General features: G+C 32.8%; 11 protein-coding genes. 5 read left to right on the top strand and 6 right to left on the bottom strand.

The window, feature by feature from the left end:
- The first annotated feature begins 2 nt into the window (after positions 1-2).
- On the top strand, positions 3-3,719 hold the full coding sequence (locus GWR14_RS12975) for an Ig-like domain-containing protein (protein WP_163409449.1): 3,717 nt from the start codon (positions 3-5) through the stop codon (positions 3,717-3,719).
- Positions 3,720-3,821: 102 nt separating this feature from the next.
- Entirely contained in the window at positions 3,822-5,213 is a 1,392-nt protein-coding gene (locus GWR14_RS12970) for a glycosyl hydrolase family 8 (protein ID WP_163409448.1), read from the top strand.
- A gap of 56 nt (positions 5,214-5,269) precedes the next feature.
- Here GWR14_RS12970 and GWR14_RS12965 read toward each other — a convergent pair whose 3' ends face one another.
- The 3 genes from GWR14_RS12965 to GWR14_RS12955 all read right to left on the bottom strand — a co-directional run bounded on the left by GWR14_RS12965 (position 5,270) and on the right by GWR14_RS12955 (position 9,091).
- On the bottom strand, positions 5,270-5,917 hold the full coding sequence (locus tag GWR14_RS12965) for a hypothetical protein (RefSeq protein ID WP_163409447.1): 648 nt from the start codon (positions 5,915-5,917) through the stop codon (positions 5,270-5,272).
- Between the two features lie 283 nt (positions 5,918-6,200).
- A complete protein-coding gene (locus GWR14_RS12960) occupies positions 6,201-7,925 on the bottom strand; it encodes a LamG-like jellyroll fold domain-containing protein (RefSeq protein ID WP_163409446.1) in 1,725 nt (574 codons plus the stop codon).
- Positions 7,926-8,203: 278 nt separating this feature from the next.
- Positions 8,204-9,091 carry a leucine-rich repeat domain-containing protein gene (locus GWR14_RS12955; RefSeq protein WP_163409445.1) on the bottom strand — a complete coding sequence of 296 codons (888 nt, stop codon included), beginning with the start codon at positions 9,089-9,091 and terminating at the stop codon, positions 8,204-8,206.
- A 248-nt stretch (positions 9,092-9,339) separates the two neighbouring features.
- Here GWR14_RS12955 and GWR14_RS12950 point away from each other — a divergent pair, with 248 nt between their 5' ends.
- The 3 genes from GWR14_RS12950 to GWR14_RS12940 all read left to right on the top strand — a co-directional run bounded on the left by GWR14_RS12950 (position 9,340) and on the right by GWR14_RS12940 (position 13,640).
- Positions 9,340-12,243, top strand: coding sequence for a sensor histidine kinase (locus GWR14_RS12950; RefSeq protein WP_163409444.1), 2,904 nt, complete (start codon positions 9,340-9,342; stop codon positions 12,241-12,243).
- 13 nt (positions 12,244-12,256) lie between these two features.
- Positions 12,257-12,988, top strand: a complete 732-nt coding sequence (locus GWR14_RS12945) for a LytR/AlgR family response regulator transcription factor (RefSeq protein WP_163409443.1) — start codon at positions 12,257-12,259, stop codon at positions 12,986-12,988.
- A gap of 145 nt (positions 12,989-13,133) precedes the next feature.
- Positions 13,134-13,640, top strand: coding sequence for a hypothetical protein (locus GWR14_RS12940; RefSeq protein WP_163409442.1), 507 nt, complete (start codon positions 13,134-13,136; stop codon positions 13,638-13,640).
- 154 nt (positions 13,641-13,794) lie between these two features.
- Here the strand turns inward: GWR14_RS12940 and GWR14_RS12935 are convergent, their stop codons facing one another.
- From GWR14_RS12935 to GWR14_RS12925, 3 genes are read right to left on the bottom strand one after another with little or no spacing between them, the layout of a single operon-like run.
- Positions 13,795-15,918, bottom strand: a complete 2,124-nt coding sequence (locus GWR14_RS12935; RefSeq protein WP_163409441.1) for a Tex family protein — start codon at positions 15,916-15,918, stop codon at positions 13,795-13,797.
- A gap of 30 nt (positions 15,919-15,948) precedes the next feature.
- On the bottom strand, positions 15,949-16,413 hold the full coding sequence (locus GWR14_RS12930; RefSeq protein WP_163409440.1) for a type II toxin-antitoxin system death-on-curing family toxin: 465 nt from the start codon (positions 16,411-16,413) through the stop codon (positions 15,949-15,951).
- A gap of 2 nt (positions 16,414-16,415) precedes the next feature.
- Complete coding sequence (locus GWR14_RS12925) at positions 16,416-17,465, bottom strand: DNA-binding protein (RefSeq protein WP_163409439.1); 1,050 nt, start codon at positions 17,463-17,465, stop codon at positions 16,416-16,418.
- Positions 17,466-17,472: the final 7 nt, after the last annotated feature.

The raw sequence follows: 17,472 nt of genomic DNA, 5'->3' as shown, positions 1-17,472 counted from the left end.
AAATGAAAAAAAACAAACTCTTAATTATTATAATGGTTTTACTTGTATTCCTTTCATTAGGAATATCTTACGGTAACCTTATGAAAGAAAATTTTGTTGCTGCATTAGTTAAACAGTTAACGCAATTTGAAAACAGCTCTGTAAAAAAAGTTGTTGATGTTAAAAATACTTCAATAATAAAGCAAGAAAGAGCACAAGTAAATTCAGCTGTAGCTGCCACTATTAGTGTTACAAATGCAGTTAGTGTAAATGGTGGCGGAAATGCCGTACCGGGTTCTCAGCTTGATTTTACAGTTACCATAACCAATAGTGGAGCAGACGATGCTTTAGGAACCACTTTTCAGGATATTTTAGATGCCAACTTAACTTTGGTTCCAGGTTCATTAAAAGTAACTCCAATTGCTGTAAACGATGCCTATAATAGTATCGGAAATGTTGGAATTACTGTAAATGCTGCTCAGGGTGTTTTAGCTAATGATGTTAGTCCGGATGCAACTGCTTTAACGGTAGCAGTTCTAGCTAATCCTGCTAATGGAAATGTGGTTTTAAATCCTAACGGTTCATTCACTTACAATTCTACCTCAGGTTATTCAGGTACCGACAGTTTTACTTATACTTTGACAAGCAGTAACGGAAAAACAAGTACTGCGACCGTAAACATTACTGTATCTGCACCTATCTTTTTTGTAGATAGCTCTGTAGCAACAAGTGGTAATGGGACTTTAGCAAGTCCTTTCAAAACGGTACAGGAAGTACCTGTTTCAGCAACAGCGTCAATTTTCGTTTATACCGGTACCGGAAGCAGTGGTACTACTCTAACGCTGTCAAATAACCAAAAATTAATTGGTCAGGGAGCAACGGCAAGTTTAGCATCAATATTAGGAATTTCAGTACCTGCTTACAGTAATACTTTACCATCAACAGGCGGAACAAATCCAAATTTTGGAATTTTAAACCTTAAATTGAATAATGATGTTGAAGGAATTACACTTTCCGGAACAACAGCCACTATGGCCGGAACAAGTGTTGGTACTTTAAAAGTAAGAGATGTAACTATTACCGGCGGAACTGCAACTGCGGTAAACATTGGTGCTGGAGGTGCGCTGGATTGTATTTTTAAAAGTATTTCAGTTAATGGTGCTACGAAAGGAATATCTGTAGCTAATTCCACCGGAAATTTTCAGGTTACTGGTACAGGTACAACTGCCGGATCAGGTGGAACTATCCAGAATATAGCCAGCAGAGGAGCTGAATTTATTTCATGTACAAATGTTACGCTTAAAAACATTAATTTTTTAAACGCAAATACCGGTGGAGCCTGTAGCACTCCAGCTGTTGATAACTCCGGCTGTAATGCCGCAATCCATTTAAAAACAGTTACAGGGGTTACATTAGATAATATTTCAATTACGGGAACTAACAATTCAACTGGTATCAATATAAACAATGTAACTGGTTTTTCACTTGCAAACAGTACTTTAACAGGATGCGGAAGCAATACCGGCAGTTCAGATGTGGGCGGTATTTTTGCTCTGAACCTTGGAGGAACGAGTTCTATAACTAACACGACCGTAAATGACTCATGGGGAAGAGGTTTTTATGGATACAATGGAATCCTGTCAACAAATCCAACGCTAAACTTAACCGTTACAGGATGTCAGTTTAAAAATTCATTCAACAAAACAAACGGAGGCAGTAATTTTATTTTTCAGGGTTATGGAACATCCAATAATACTGTAACTTTAAAGGGAAATGATTTTTCTAACGCCAAAACATACGGGTTGCAATTGGATTTTGGTGGCAGCTCCAACAATACTATTCAGGTTGGAGGAAATCTTTTGGCTGATGGGAATATTATAAATGCAGCTGTTTCCAGCCCTGGCAGTAATGGTTTTGAATTACAGTCAATAGGTTCATCTACTGTAAACTATAATGTAATCAACAATACCTTAAAATCAAGTTTTAATGGCATCTTTACCTGCAACATTGGCAATCAGGGTACGGGAACAATGAAAGGCCGAATCAACAATAATACTATTGAGGGAGGCGGTACTACATCTACGTCTAATGGTATTTCTGTTGCAGCTTATGGAAATGCGAAACATATCACAGAAATATTAAGTAATACTATTACCAATATCAGCAACTATGGTATTGTTTCTGAATCGAACGATAATACTTCTATAGGTAATGCCCGTATGGATGCTACCATAAAAAACAACAACATTAGTCTTGTAACCAATGCCTATACACATGTTGGAGTAATTGCTATTGGAACTAGTGCTTCAAGTAATTTGATAAGCGCAGCTAATATCGGTGGCAATACAACCAACAGTCCTGTAACTGGTTTAGCTGCCGGAACTTTTGATGTTCTTTCTCAAGGTTCTGGAAGTCAGGTAATTTTACAGGGAACAACAACTTTGGCAAGCGGAAGCGGTGACAGAACAACGGCTCTGACCAACTTTTGGAATGCTAACAATACCGGACCAAGAACTGCTATTGACGAACAAGGCGGAGGGACAATCATAGCTGGAACTGCTTTGGTACCTGACAATCCATCTGCAGCCAAATTTGCTGCTCCAGAAACAGAGGAAAAATCCGCTCCAATCACTGAAACACCAAAGAGCAGCGAAAGTATTGTTTCTACTGAAAAAAACACTTCAAAAATGCTATCTGGAGAAACAATTTCTGTAGGGCCATTCACTTTACCAGCAGGAAAAAGCACTGTTATAACGTTTAGTGCTACTGTCAATGCAGCTAATACTTTACCAGCAAATACATGTGCTGTTACAAACCAGGCAACTGTAAGCGGATCTAATTTTTCAACCGTAAATTCGAATATTACAACCACTTCTATAAAACCTGCTGATCCTACATTTGCATATTCTACCCAAAATATTACTTGTTTAGGATCTACACCTGTAACTTTAAATGCAACTGCTGCTGCTGGTACAACAGCTACCTGGTACACTGATGCCGTGGGTGGACAAAGTTTTGCTACTGGAAATTCTGTAACCGCCACCCCTACCGCTAACAATACAAATTATTATGTAGCTTCTGAAACTGCTTATTGTACAAGCAACAGGGTCTTAGTAAAAACTGTTACCGGAACACCTTCAACCTCATCGACTCAAACAATTACAGCTTGTGATAGTTATCTATGGTCAGAAAATGGTACTACTTACACAACTTCCGGAGTCTATACCAAAACGGTTGGATGCGATACCAAAATCTTAGATTTAACTATAAATTACTCATCGGCAATTAATTCTGCTGTTACAGTAAATTCAGGTGTACTAAATGCCACTCAGACAGGGGCAACTTACCAATGGTATCAATGTCCGAATACTTTGCTTTCAGGTGAAACAAACCAGTCATATACTGCTTTGACTAATGGCGATTATAAAGTAGATATAACTGTGGGACAATGTACTATAACTTCAAGTTGTGTTACTGTATCTAATCTTACCACAGATGAATTCAAACCAAATGAATTTAAAATTTACCCTAATCCAAGCAAAGGAATCGTGAATATTATAACTCCTTATGAAGGAAATTATATTATAATAGATGCATTAGGAAAAACTGTAAAATCATTTGATTTACATGAAAATATAGTCAACACTTTAAATTTAGAAAACGTATCTGACGGAACTTATTTTATTAAAAGCATCAGTGACAGCAACATAAAAACTCAAAAACTAATCATAAAAAAATAAAATATTTCACATCTTTTTTAAAACCCAAAATCGGAATTCCGGTTTTGGGTTTTTTATTTGTGTAAAAAATCTTACTTTTGTAGTCCCTAAATTTATATAAATATGAAAAACCTATTTCTATTGATGAGTATTTTTCTATGCATTGAAAATTATTCACAAACAAAACCCTTCCCTGCCAATATTGTTTTTAGTAATGGCTTAATGGCAACCTCAAAAAACAGCCAGGATGCTAAAACTAATTATGACACCTGGAAATCTAATTTTACTGAAACCTGCACCAACGGCAGATACAGAGTAAAATTCAATTCCTCGCAAACCGTTTCCGAAGGTATTGCTTACGGAATGCTTTTAAGTGCTTATTCGGCTGACAAAGCACTTTTTGACGGACTTTGGCTGTATTATAAAGATAATGTTAACAGTAATGGTGTTATGAACTGGAAAATTAACGGCTGCTCCGGAGTTGCTGGTCAAAACGGCGCAACGGATGCCGAAATTGATGCTGCATTTGCCTTAATTGTTGCTGATTATCAATGGGGAAGCATCGGAACAATCAATTATAAAAATGATGCTAAAACTTTAATCACTGCAATTAAAACCCATGAAATTGAAGCCAATACTTTTGTACTAAAACCGGGAGATGCTTTTGGAGGAAGCCAGATAACAAATCCGTCTTATTTCTCTCCTGCTTATTACAGAGCTTTTGGTGCTTTTACTAATGATACTGTTTTTTGGAATGCTGTTGCTTCAAAATCCTATGTAATCATCAACAATAATTTAACTGTAAATAATGCTGTTGGTGGTTTAGTATCTGACTGGTGTGAAGCTTCAGGAAATTATTCAGCAGAGGCAAATGGATATGTAAATGCCGGTAAGACCTACAGTTACGATGCAGCCAGAACACCATGGCGAATAGCAGTTGACTATTTATGGTATGGAACTCCCGATGCCAAAACCTACTGTAAAAAATCATCCGACTTTGTACGTATAAATTTGGGAGGATCCACCAATATCAAAAGCGGTTATAACCAAAACGGAACAGTTACTGAACAATGGCACAACGCTCCTTTTGTCGGTGCGTTTGCCTGTGCAGCGATGGCTGGAGAAAATCAGGCTCATTTAGATGCTTCTTATACTGATTTAAAAAATCTGGACGAACCCGGTAATTACTTTAATCACACATTAAAAACGTTGTATTCGTTTTTATTAACAGGTAATTTTTATTTGCCACCAAGCGCAACTTTATCTAATGATGATTTTGATATCGAAAAATCTACCGTTTCTCTTTACCCAAATCCGAGTGCAGATAAATTTACTGTTCTGGCTCCTGAAAATTCATTTATCACTGTATTCTCTCCTCAGGGAAATCTTATTTCAGAACAAAAGGCATCTTCTGAAAATACCGAAATTAATTTAACTAATCAATCCTCAGGATTGTATCTGATAAAAATTTCAAACGGCACTAAAACTGTCACCAAAAAAGTGATTTTAAAATAAACTAAAACTCCCAAACTACAAATTGTAATTTGGGAGTTTTTTTATTGTAAATATTCTTACTTGCACTTGTTTCTTTCAAAAAGACCAATTAGCTGCTCTAATGCTGTTTTGGTTTTAAAATCTTCTTTTTCAATCGCAGCAATCAGTTTAGGGCATCCTGCAAAAGCCTCTTTGGACATTTTTTTGATGTTTGAACCTGTTTGTGTATGAACGGCTATTCCTGCGCTGGATTTTAAAAAACCAAAATACAGTTCATCGCCTTTTTTCTTTCCAAAATAATAGGTTGTATCTCCAAATTGGCCCGAAGTTTTACCTTTTGAAGGATTGTATTGCATAGTTCCTGCAAAATCTACACAGCCTACTTTTATATCTCTGTCATAAATAATATAAAACCATTTTTTCTCTTTTGATTTCGAAAACTTTCCTGTAAAGGCATTTGCAGAAGTTAAATATAATTTTTCGGCCAAAAACTCATTTTTGTCATCATCTGTGAATTCTATTTTTTTGATTTCGGCACTTGCAATCTTTTCTTTTTTAGCTTTTTCGTCTGTTTTGAAAACTACTTTGGAGTCACCACTTTCAACCAATTCGGCTAAGCCTGTTTTTTTAGTACCGTCTTCCATATACAAAACGGCCTTAATAAATTTTGCATGACTAATAGTCGAAAATAAAACTGCAATTGCAATTAAAATAATTTTTTTCATGATTTGGGATTTAATGATTTCTTACAAATATAATAAGAGCCTGTTTAAAATATAAGTAACCCGTTCTACATTTTGATTTAGAGCATTAAAAAAAATTAAAAACACTAACACTTTAAAATTAAACAGGATTATTGAATTCACAGTTTTATTTGATTCAAAAATGTATAAAGTATTAACAACTTAAACCATTTATTACGATTATATGTTTTGACTTTACAAGTAAGCCTCTACCCGAAACGGATAGAGGCTTATCAATAAATAAAATTTGTTTTTGGAAGAAAAATTATTGTCTAATAATCTTGATTGTTTTTGTACCTTTTTCAGTTATGATTTTTGCTATATAGACTCCGGGTGTTTGAGATGATAAATCAAAAGAAGTTACATTTTTACCTTCAAATATTATTTTTCCCAGAATATCAAAGACGATAACATTTGCAGTTTCTGAAATATTTACTATTCCGGTAGTTGGATTTGGATAAGCTGTAAAGGTTTCTGCAACGTTAAAACTATCTTTGGATAACGAATAGTTTTCATAAATACTCTGTATTTGTTGCGGTGTGTAAACATCGGTATCAAAAATTACTTCGTCAATTAATCCTTCAAAACCGGTATCTTGACCATAGGAGAATACATCGTTAAAACCAATCAATACATCCATTCCTCCTCCATTATTTTTATATGGAAAATACCTACCCCAATTGGTCCAACTTAGTTGACCATTGTGGTAAATTTTTACATCGCCATAGCTTTCAAACGTTATAACAGAATGTTGCCATTCATTATCAGTTATTAGATCTCCATTTAAAATAGTGGTTACAGGATCTTCACCTGTTTCCCCAACTAATCCATAACTAAATATATTGTGGGTAACAACATATCCTGCTGCTATAGAAATTCCTTTGTTTCCGGCATTGTAGCTTTCGTTAGGAAGCATTATGAATGGGTTTTGATTTATATTATCAACAACGCCGTTGCCTGTTTTTTTATACCAAAATGAAATGGTGCCTTGGTCTCTATTAAAATATTCGTTTAGATACGGTATTTTAATACCATTGTGCGAAACTACTCCGCCAGTTTTAGAAGCCGAAACTTTTAGAGCTGAATTGGGTGTGCCAAAACGATCTGGTCCTAATTCTGGTGAGTTGTAGGCAACGGCAGGGAAGTTTCCATAAGTATCAGTGCCGATAGCTCCATTAAAATCATATTTTGCTTTAAAGTTGCCATGGCTCGTATCATTTAATTCCCAATTGTATAATTCTGTTCTTTTAGAGCTGCTTAACAACGATTTGTAAATACGGAAGTTATCAAAAGAACCTTGGCAATAGCCGCTATACAGACCTGTAGTATTTCCGCCAAGATAGATGTTTTTTGAGCTATGGAAACTATCGAAAGAAATATTGCTTCTAGTACCTACTAAAATGTTGTTGACATAAAGTGTTAATGTACAGTAGTCACTATAAACACCGTTAGTATAGTGCGTTTTTGTTAAAATGTAATAGTTCCATTCGGTAACATTAACGCCTGTAGGAATAGCATAATCATTATAGAATGTAGCTCCTATGGAGTAATTTACGTGTCCAAATCTAAAGGTGTTTCCAGCATTGTTAAAGCCAATAAATGTTCCTTCTCCATAACCCTCAGGGCTTTGGGTAGGTATTACCATAAAGGGTTTTATGGTCCAGTTACCTGTCATTCCAGAGGTGCCAGAGGCACTTTTTTTAAACCAAAAACCTATGGTAGTTTCATCAAAACGGCCTATATCACCCAGTGCTCCGGGTAATGTAATTTTAGCTGCAGAACCCGATACTATCATAGCAGAGTTTGCATTGCCGTTTCGATCCTCTGTTAATGTTGTCGTCGAGTTGCTTGCAGTTGGCATGTTGTAGGTGTTTTTCATACCACCTCCAATATGTCCGCTAAAATTATAGGTTCGAGTCGTGTTACGAATGTCTTGCGCAAAGTACAATTGTGTTGTGGCACACAATAAAAGTAGTAGTGTTTTTTTCATCATTATTACGTTTTTATAAAGTAAAGTTCCAACGATGAGACGATTTATTTTTGAGGACTTTATAAAAGAGGATTTTATTCGTACAAAATACCGTTTTGAGTTTTTAAGATTTATTTTTAGTACCAAATAAAAACCTCTACCCAAAACGAGTAGAGGTAAAATCAAACAAAATAAATCGATTATGGAAATTATTGTCTTTTTTATAAATTAAAGAATAGATACAAGACAAACTCATTAATTTTTCTGGCTCAAATTCAAGACTAAAACATTTATGGAGGTTATTTTTTTACAATTTTGATAGTTTGGGTTCCTTTTTCAGTTGTAATTTTTGCAAAATACATTCCTGTGGTTTGAGCCGACAAATCAAAAGAAGTTGTGTTTTTACTTTCTGATATTATTTTTCCCTGAATGTCAAATACACTAACATCAGCATGTTCAGAAATCGTTACCATTCCGTTTGTTGGGTTTGGATAAACCTGAACTGTTTTAGTATCAAAATCAGAAATACCTAATGAGGAACAATTTTCACTCCAATATGCTCCGGCAGGTATTATGAAGTCCAGGTTTGTCCAACCGATAGTACTGGTCCAATTGGCAGTACTGTAGGTTACATTATCTACCTGAATACAAGTAAGGTTTGGGTTGTCACCAGCATATAAATAACTGAAATTAGTATTATTTCCGTTCGCCAGATTTAAACTGGTTAATTGATTATTGGTACAGGCTAATAATTTTAATCCCCAATTTTTACTGAGGTTCAAAGACGTTAATCGATTAGAAATACACTCCAGATATCGCAATGACGTATTTGCACTAAGATCTAAACTGGTTAATTGATTATTATCACAATATAAATATTGCATTGCTGTATTTGCACTGACATTTAAACTGGTTAATTGATTATTGTAACAATACAATCTCGCTATATTGGTAAAAGCCTCAATACCTGTAAGGTTTGAAATGTTTTTACCACTAACATTTAAAAGTCCTCTAAATGCCGTAGCCTCACTACATTGAATTTCTCTATCACTATTTGTATCAATAGCCGGACTGTGATTCAGCAAAGCATTTTTAAAATTTGCATCGGGAATATCAACAATACAAGATGTTTGAGCTATCGATAATTGTGCAAAAGACAAAACAAAAAACAGTAGTTTTTTTTTCATTGTTTTCTATATTTTAAATTAGAGGCACAAAACTCAATAACTTTCTTTTTTTTATTCAGGCTACTTTATAAAAACACTATTAATTAGTATCAAATCTGGTTTTGAGTTTTTATGCTTCTTTTTTGAAAGAACAATTTGATTTTGGATACGCTACAAACTCAAAACAAGGTTTGGTGTTGATTACCTCTGTTTTTACAAAAGCATATTGTAACAAATTCTTAAATAGATGTATTTTTGCTATTTGACACATGTGGCTAAAAAAACTCAAATATTCGTTACTATTAGCATTGCTTTTATGGATAAACGCTGTAAAAGCACAGCAACCCTACACAATACATTTAAACAATCTTAACGGATTACCCACAAATTCGATATTTAATATTCATCAGGATAAAAAAGGTTTTGTCTGGCTGGCTACTTCAGATGGTCTTATGAAGTATGATGGTTTTGAGTATAAAACATACAAATCTTCAAATCAGACTTCAATTTCCGGAAGCTATATCAAGGAAGATAAATACGGAAGGATTTGGTACGAAAACTTTGATGGATTTATTTATTTTGTTGAGAATGAAACTCTAAAAAAAATCAAACAAAACACTCCTTTAGGTTTTGTTTCTTACGGAATTACAGATAAAAATTTGTTTGTGGTTCAGAAAAAAGGAATTGACGTTTTTGACCTACGGAGTTTAAACCTCATAAAAACCATTCCAATATCGTTGGATGAAGCGGAGCATGCTGCTGTGCTGAACGACAATTTCTATGTGATTTTAGATAACATAATATTCAAAATCGACAAATCTTTTAAGATTACATCCTCTAAGTTTTTCGAAAAAAAAGGATTAAAAGTAAAATACATTTATCCCTATAAAAATAAACTTTATGTAGTTTCGAAACTTAATGAAGAAAAGAAATTGTATTTTTTTGATTTGGATTTGAATTTTATTAATGATTTTTCGATTCCGGAAATAGAATATTTTCAAGGGAGCGAAGTGATTGATAACATTATTTGGCTACATACCTCAAAAGGTGTTTTTGCTTACAATGAATTTGGCAGAAAACTTTTCGGAAACGGTTTTTTTCATTCCAATAGCAGTTCCGGGCTTATTAAAGATCATCAGGGAAATTATCTTTTTTCATCTGTGAATAACGGAATTTACATTGTCCCCGAAATGCAGGATAAGTTATATCTTATTGATTCTTTTTATCCTACAAAGATGGTTTTCAATAAAAATGGTTTTCTTTTAGGAACAAATAAAGGAGATTTGATACAGTTGGATAATAATTTTAACAGCAAAAAAACACTTCGCTCTATAACAGAAAACCTGCCAACATATTACATTCATTATGACAGTATAAGTAAAAATACTTTTTTTTCGGATAATGGATTTTCAACCGTTTCAGATCACGATTTTTCGAAGTTAAAAAATTATAATATTGCTCTGAAAGAAATCGTCAGGATTGACGAAAAATACTATGCTTTTTCTGCAAGCGGTTTTTTCGGATTATTACTAAACCCTAAAGCGAATCTAAAAAAAGAATCTGTCTGGGATAAGGTTTTTAATGAAAATACAAATACCGATTACCCCAATATCTCATCTATTAAAAAAGGGGTTAGGGCAAAAGCAATTGATTATAATTCAAATGAAAATAAAATTGTAATCGTTACCAATATCGGGATGTTTTCTGTGTCTCCAAACCAAATCAAAGAAATCAAAAAAAACGGTAAACCATTTTATTCCAACAAAGTTTTTTGCTTTGAAAATGTTATTTTTTCGTTGGATGCTAAAGGAAATTTATTCAGAATAATTAATGAAAATTCGTTTGAAAATATCAACAAAAAAATAGGCATTCCAGATTCGGATATTATCAGAATTAAAAGAGAAAAAAACGAATTATTGATTGTCTGTTCAGAATTCATCAGCATTTATGATTTAAAAACAGAATCTGTTTACAAATTCGATTTTCTGATAAAAGGAAACAGAATTCATGATATTCTTAAACAAGACGATTTTTTGATTGTCCTTATTGATGAAGGTATTTTGGAATTATCGCTTAAAGCAAAACGAAAAAAAGAAAACGTGGTGTTTCATATCAACAGTTTTTCGATCAATAACAAAACTGTAAACTGGCGTGAATCACTGCAATTGAAATACAACGAAAATAATGTTTCAATACATTTTTCTGTTTTAGAATTTGCAGAAAAAATAACTCCTGTTTATTACCGGATCAATCAAAGAGATTGGATTTTAATAAACAAAGAAACCAGAACCATTCAGTTTCCGTCTTTGTCTTCAGGTGATTACAAGGTAGAATTCAAAGTAGAAAATAAAATTAGTAATGAAAAAATAAATTTCAGGATAACAGCTCCTTTCTGGCAAAAATGGTGGTTTTATCTGATACTTTTTTCTTTTACTAGTGTTTTGCTTTATGTATATTTTAAATGGCAATACAAACTCATGCAAAACCGCATTGATTTATTAAATGAAAAAGTTGTTTTAGAGAAAAATTTAAGCAAATCAATGATGGCTTCAATACGATCACAAATGAATCCGCACTTTTTTTATAATGCTCTCAATACCATTCAGGCTTACATTTTTACAAATGACAAACAAAAAGCAAATACATATTTGGCTAAATTCTCAAAACTTACAAGAATAATTTTAGAGATGTCTGAAAAAGAAATGGTTTCATTAAACGAAGAAATTGAAGCATTGAAATTGTATCTGGAACTAGAAAAAATGCGTTTTACAGACAATTTTAATTATCAAATTAAAGCGGATACTATTTTTGATAAAGAAAGTATAGAATTTCCTTCGATGCTTATACAGCCGTACGTTGAAAATGCTATAAAACACGGATTGTTACATAGAGAAGGAGAAAAACATTTGCTGATTACTTTTGAAAAAAAGAATAATTTGTTACTTATAACTATTAATGATAACGGAATTGGTAGAAAACGTTCAGAAGAACTTAACCGTATTAAAAAAGAAAAACACCAGTCTTTTTCGTCTGATGCAAACGAAAAAAGATTAGAGATTTTAAATAAAAATGTAACCAATCTGGCAGAAATAGCTTTAAAAATTATTGACAAATATGATCAAAACGAAATAGCGACAGGAACAACTATAATTTTGACTATTCCAATTGAATAAAAAATAAAGTGAGATGTATAAAGCAGTTATTATTGATGATGAAGAAATGGCAAGAACGCTCCTTAATGGAATGCTCGCCGAATATTGTAAAAATGTAGAAGTAGTTGATTTGTGCAAAGATTTACCTTGCGGAGTAAAATCTATCCGAAAAAACAAACCCGATATTGTATTTTTAGACATCGAAATGCCAGGCCATAGTGGTTTGGAATTACTTGATTTTTTTGACGAAAGTGAGGTAGATTTCTCTATTATTTTCGTAACAGCTTATAACCGATATGCAATTCAGGCTTTTAAACTTTCTGCGGTAGATTATCTTTTAAAGCCTATTGAAACCCAAGATTTAATTGACGCTGTTTCGTTATTCGAAAAACAAAAAGAGAAGAAACAATATAATATTTTGAAAGAAAATTTAGCTTCACCTTCCAAAAAAATAGGATTGAACAATGTTAGTTCAATTAGTTTTGTAGAATTGGATTTGATTCTTTTTTTTCAGGCTGATGGTTCTTATACCAAAGTAATTCTCAAAGACGGAAAAACTATTATTGCCAGCAAAAGTTTAAAACATTTTGAGAATGTTCTCATTGGTAATTCTGACTTTTACAGATGTCATAAATCATATATCGTTAATATCAATCATATTTCAGAATATATAAAATCTGACGGAGGATCACTCAGGCTTGGTTCTCACGAAATTGGAATTTCTATCGACAAGGTTTCAATTTTGTTAGAGAAAATGGGGTTGTAAAATGGAGTTTTTAAGCTCACAACATTTTTCTTAAATAAATCCAAACCAACTATTCATATCATCAAAAGACGGTTTCGTAAAATGCTTAAATTAAACTGAGGCTTTAATCTACACCTTTGCCTTAGTTAATTTAAAAATTTTAAAAATGAAAAAAATTACAATCGTATTTTTGTACGTAATCGCTTTAACTTTTACAGTTTTATCATGTAGTAAAGACGATGATAATACTGAGAAAACTCCTGCTAACTATTATTCTCTGGGTGATACAAAAATTACCAATATTTCCTACGCAGCTTACAGTAACAATTCCAGTTCTGGTTATATACTTATACTTGCACAAAATGTTCCAACAGGAGATGTCTATAATTATGATCATTTATATTTAGAAATACCTGTAGAACAACTCGATGGGCAAAAAATAGATTTATCAAAAACATATTCTTACGGATGGTTTCCTTATGGAAGAATCAGATTAGGAGACTTATTTTATGAATGGAAAGACAATAATGGTTATAAACTCACAGGTACTGATAATTGGATGAAAATAACCAAAAGCGAGGACAATAATTTTACTATCGAGGTAAATTTGACAGTTGATGGTAAACTGGTAAAAGCTTACTATAAAGGGAAATTTCAAAAAATAGATCGTTAAAATCAAAGACTGAAACAACCATATTATAGTATTGTATTTCTAGATTCTTTTATTGAAACCAGAATTTAAAAAACAAGCCGGCTCATTAATACTTAAAATGAACCGGCTTGTTTTTTTAATCTACTGAATCCTGTTTTGGATTTTGGAATTTATTTTAAAGTACCATCGTCAATTGAATCCTCTTTCTATCTTCATCAACCTCAGTTACTTTTACATCAACATGCTGGTGTAGTTTTACCACTTCGTTTACATCGCTCACAAAACCGGCTTTCAATTGCGAAATATGAACCAATCCACTTTCTTTGATTCCGATATCAACAAAACAGCCAAAATTGGTAATGTTATTCACAATTCCCGGAAGAATCATTCCGGTTTTCAAATCTTTGATCGATTTTACGTTGGCGTCAAATTCAAAAACCTTAGCCGACTTTCTTGGATCTAATCCCGGCTTTTCAAGCTCTTTAATGATATCTTTTAACGTAAGTAAACCAATTTCAGGTGTTACATACTTTTCGGCCTTAATAAGCGCTGTTTTCTCTTTGTTGGCAATTAAATCATTTAAAGAAATATTCAGGTCTTTCGCCATCTTTTCAACAACAGAATAGGCTTCTGGGTGCACAGCCGAATTATCCAGCGGATTTTTAGCATTTGTAATTCTGATAAATGCTGCTCCCTGCTGATACGCTTTATCACCCAGACGAGGTACTTTTTTCAGCTGTTTTCTATCTTCAAAAGGGCCGTTTTCAGAACGGTATTGTACGATATTTTCCGCCAGCTTCTCTCCTATTCCACTTACATAACTCAATAAATGTTTACTTGCTGTGTTAATGTTAATTCCAACAGAGTTCACGCAGCGAATTACAGTACTGTCCAATTCTTCCTTTAATTTAGCTTGATCAACATCGTGCTGATACTGCCCTACTCCAATGGCTTTCGGATCGATTTTTACCAATTCAGCCAACGGATCTGAAAGTCTTCGTCCAATAGAAACCGAACCACGAACCGTTACATCATAATCCGGAAATTCTTCTCTCGCCGTTTTTGAAGCTGAATAAACCGAAGCTCCTGCCTCAGAAACCACAAAAACCTGAACTGGTTTATCGAACGCAATTTTTTTGATGAAAAATTCTGTTTCTCTCGAAGCAGTTCCGTTCCCTATAGAAATCGCATCAATTTGATACGCATTTGCCATCGAACGAATCTTTTTAATAGCCATCGTTTCCTCATTTTGAGGCGCGTGCGGATAAATAGTTTCGTTATACAACAAGTCACCTTTTTCATCTAAACAAACTACTTTACAACCGCTTCTAAAACCTGGATCTATGGCTAGAATTCGTTTTTGTCCCAACGGCGGCGCTAATAATAATTGACTCAAATTGTTAGCAAAAACCTGAATAGAATTCGCATCAGCTTTTGCTTTTGCTTCCTGCAGCGTTTCATTTCCAATTGCTGGATTTAGTAAACGTTTGTAACTGTCTTCGATCGCAAGCTGTAAATGTGCCGTTGAATTATTTTGCTTTTTAATGATGATTTCATCAATCACATCGTAAGCATCATCGATATCAACATCAATTTTCATTTTTATAAAACCTTCATTTTCTGCACGAAGCATCGCTAATAAACGGTGTGCAGGCGCTTTTGTCAACGGTTCTTCCCAGTCAAAATACTGATCGAATTTTTTTGCTCCTTCTTCTTCTGCTTTCTTTTTAACGACTTTTGTAGCAATAGTCGCTTTTCGCTGAAATAATCTTCTAAGCTGTTTACGAACATAAATATTTTCATTGATCCATTCGGCAACAATATCTCTTGCCCCCTGAATTGCCGCTTCTTCATTAATCACATTTTCATTCAAATATTGTGTCGAAATAAAATCAAAATCAACATCGCTTTCAGACATGATCAATTTTGCCAATGGCTCTAAACCAAATTCGCGCGCCACATCGGCTTTTGTTTTTTTCTTCTTTTTGTATGGAAGATAAAAATCTTCAATTTCTTGTAAATCAAAACTTTCTTCAATTTTTTTCTTCAATTCCGGTGTAAGTGCTTTTTGCTCTTCGATCGATTTTAAAACCGCTTCTTTACGTTTGATTAACGTATCGTATTCTTTCTGCAATTTAGCAATCAACTCAATAACAGTTTCATCAAGGTTTCCGGTTGCATCTTTTCGATAACGAGAAATAAACGGAATCGTACAATCTTCTTCTAATAATTTTACTGTGTTTTGAATGCTGACTGCCGGTGCCTGAACAGACTTGGCAATGAATTGAATGTTGGTCATTTATATGCAATTTGAAACTTTTTACTATATTTAAAATTCTGATTCTTCTTGATTATTCTCTTCAATAGAAAACATTGTATTAATAATTTTTAATTGAAGCTCTTCTTCATAATTATTCTCATATAAAATTGATGTTATTATTTCCTGAAGCAAATCTTTATCAATTCTATTATCTGCTACATGAACTGCAATATTTTCCATTTCATTAATAAAATAATTTACTTTAAAATCAAAACCATTTACTTCAAGAAAGTATGCGGATAATACAATTGAAGTGCGTTTATTCCCATCTGCAAAAGCATGGTTTTTATTTATAGAATAAAATAAATGACACACTTTATTTTCAAACTCTGGATAATACAAATCATTTTGAATGTGCTCTAAAACACTGTCAACCAATCCTATATTAATTATTCCTTTTCTTCCTCCACTGTTTTCAATTATAAAATTTTGTTCTTTAATGGCATGATTAGTATCAAAATAAAGATAATTCATAATTAACGGTCTTTTAATCTCTTAAACACATCTATATTTTCCTTTAATCTTTCTTCTAAAGCTTGACTCCTCTCTCCTAAAAATTTATCAAAGTCTTCAGTACTAACTGTATCTATGTAATCTTTCAACTTTTCATGTAAAGCATCCCTAAAAGCCATATCCCTACTTGCCATTAAACTTCTTGCTTTTTCTCTTAAAGGCTCATATATTTTGTTAGTTAATTTTTCAAAACTAGTATAAACTTCATGTGCTTCAGATAATGTAAATTGATTTCCTTTTTGTTCAAATTTATCTTTTAAGAATTCAGCAAACCCATTTTCGTAACTTGAAATTAAATCTAAAACTTCTGAATACATGGTTGATCTTACACTTTCTTTCTTTTTTAAATCAAGTACTTTTCTATATTCTTTAGAGTCCTCTTTAAAAATACTTTTATATATCTTATCTGTTAATTGTCCATACTTGAATTTATTAGAAACAATATAAAAATCAATAGCATTTGTAAATTCTTTTCTATAATTTATTTCTCTCATAGCGGCTGGAACAAATTCTTCTTCTCTCTGATTAATAAATTTAGTAGAGCCTCCTAATTTTTTATTTAAAACATCTATAACTACATTTAAAACAAATGTTCTAACCTCTTTTGCTTTTTCTGATGTTTGTAATAACATTCCAATATTTAATAGTGCTTTAAATGTAAAAATACTTAAACTTGAAGTACGTAATCCAATAGATTCATTATCATCTTCGTGAATTAACTGAGGGACATTAATGTCCCTCAGTTGAGAAACAACTTCTTTAAATTGCTTTAATCTTAATCCCGTAAATAATTCATACCCTGAATTTTTAAGTTCCTCTCCATTATCTTCAAGTAATCTTTTTATAGTACGAACATCTACTTCATAAAATTTAGCTATTTGATTTAATGTATAACGAAATTTATTTTCAAAAAAAATTCCATTAAATCCAAGCTGATTATAAATTTCTTTAATAGCTGTATTATTGTTTAATACATTTTTACGATCTATATGCGAATTAGTTAAATCTTTCATTCTTATT

The sequence above is a fragment of the Flavobacterium ajazii genome, from assembly GCF_010614725.1.
Classification (GTDB): domain Bacteria; phylum Bacteroidota; class Bacteroidia; order Flavobacteriales; family Flavobacteriaceae; genus Flavobacterium; species Flavobacterium ajazii.
This window is presented reverse-complemented; position numbering and strand designations above follow the sequence as displayed.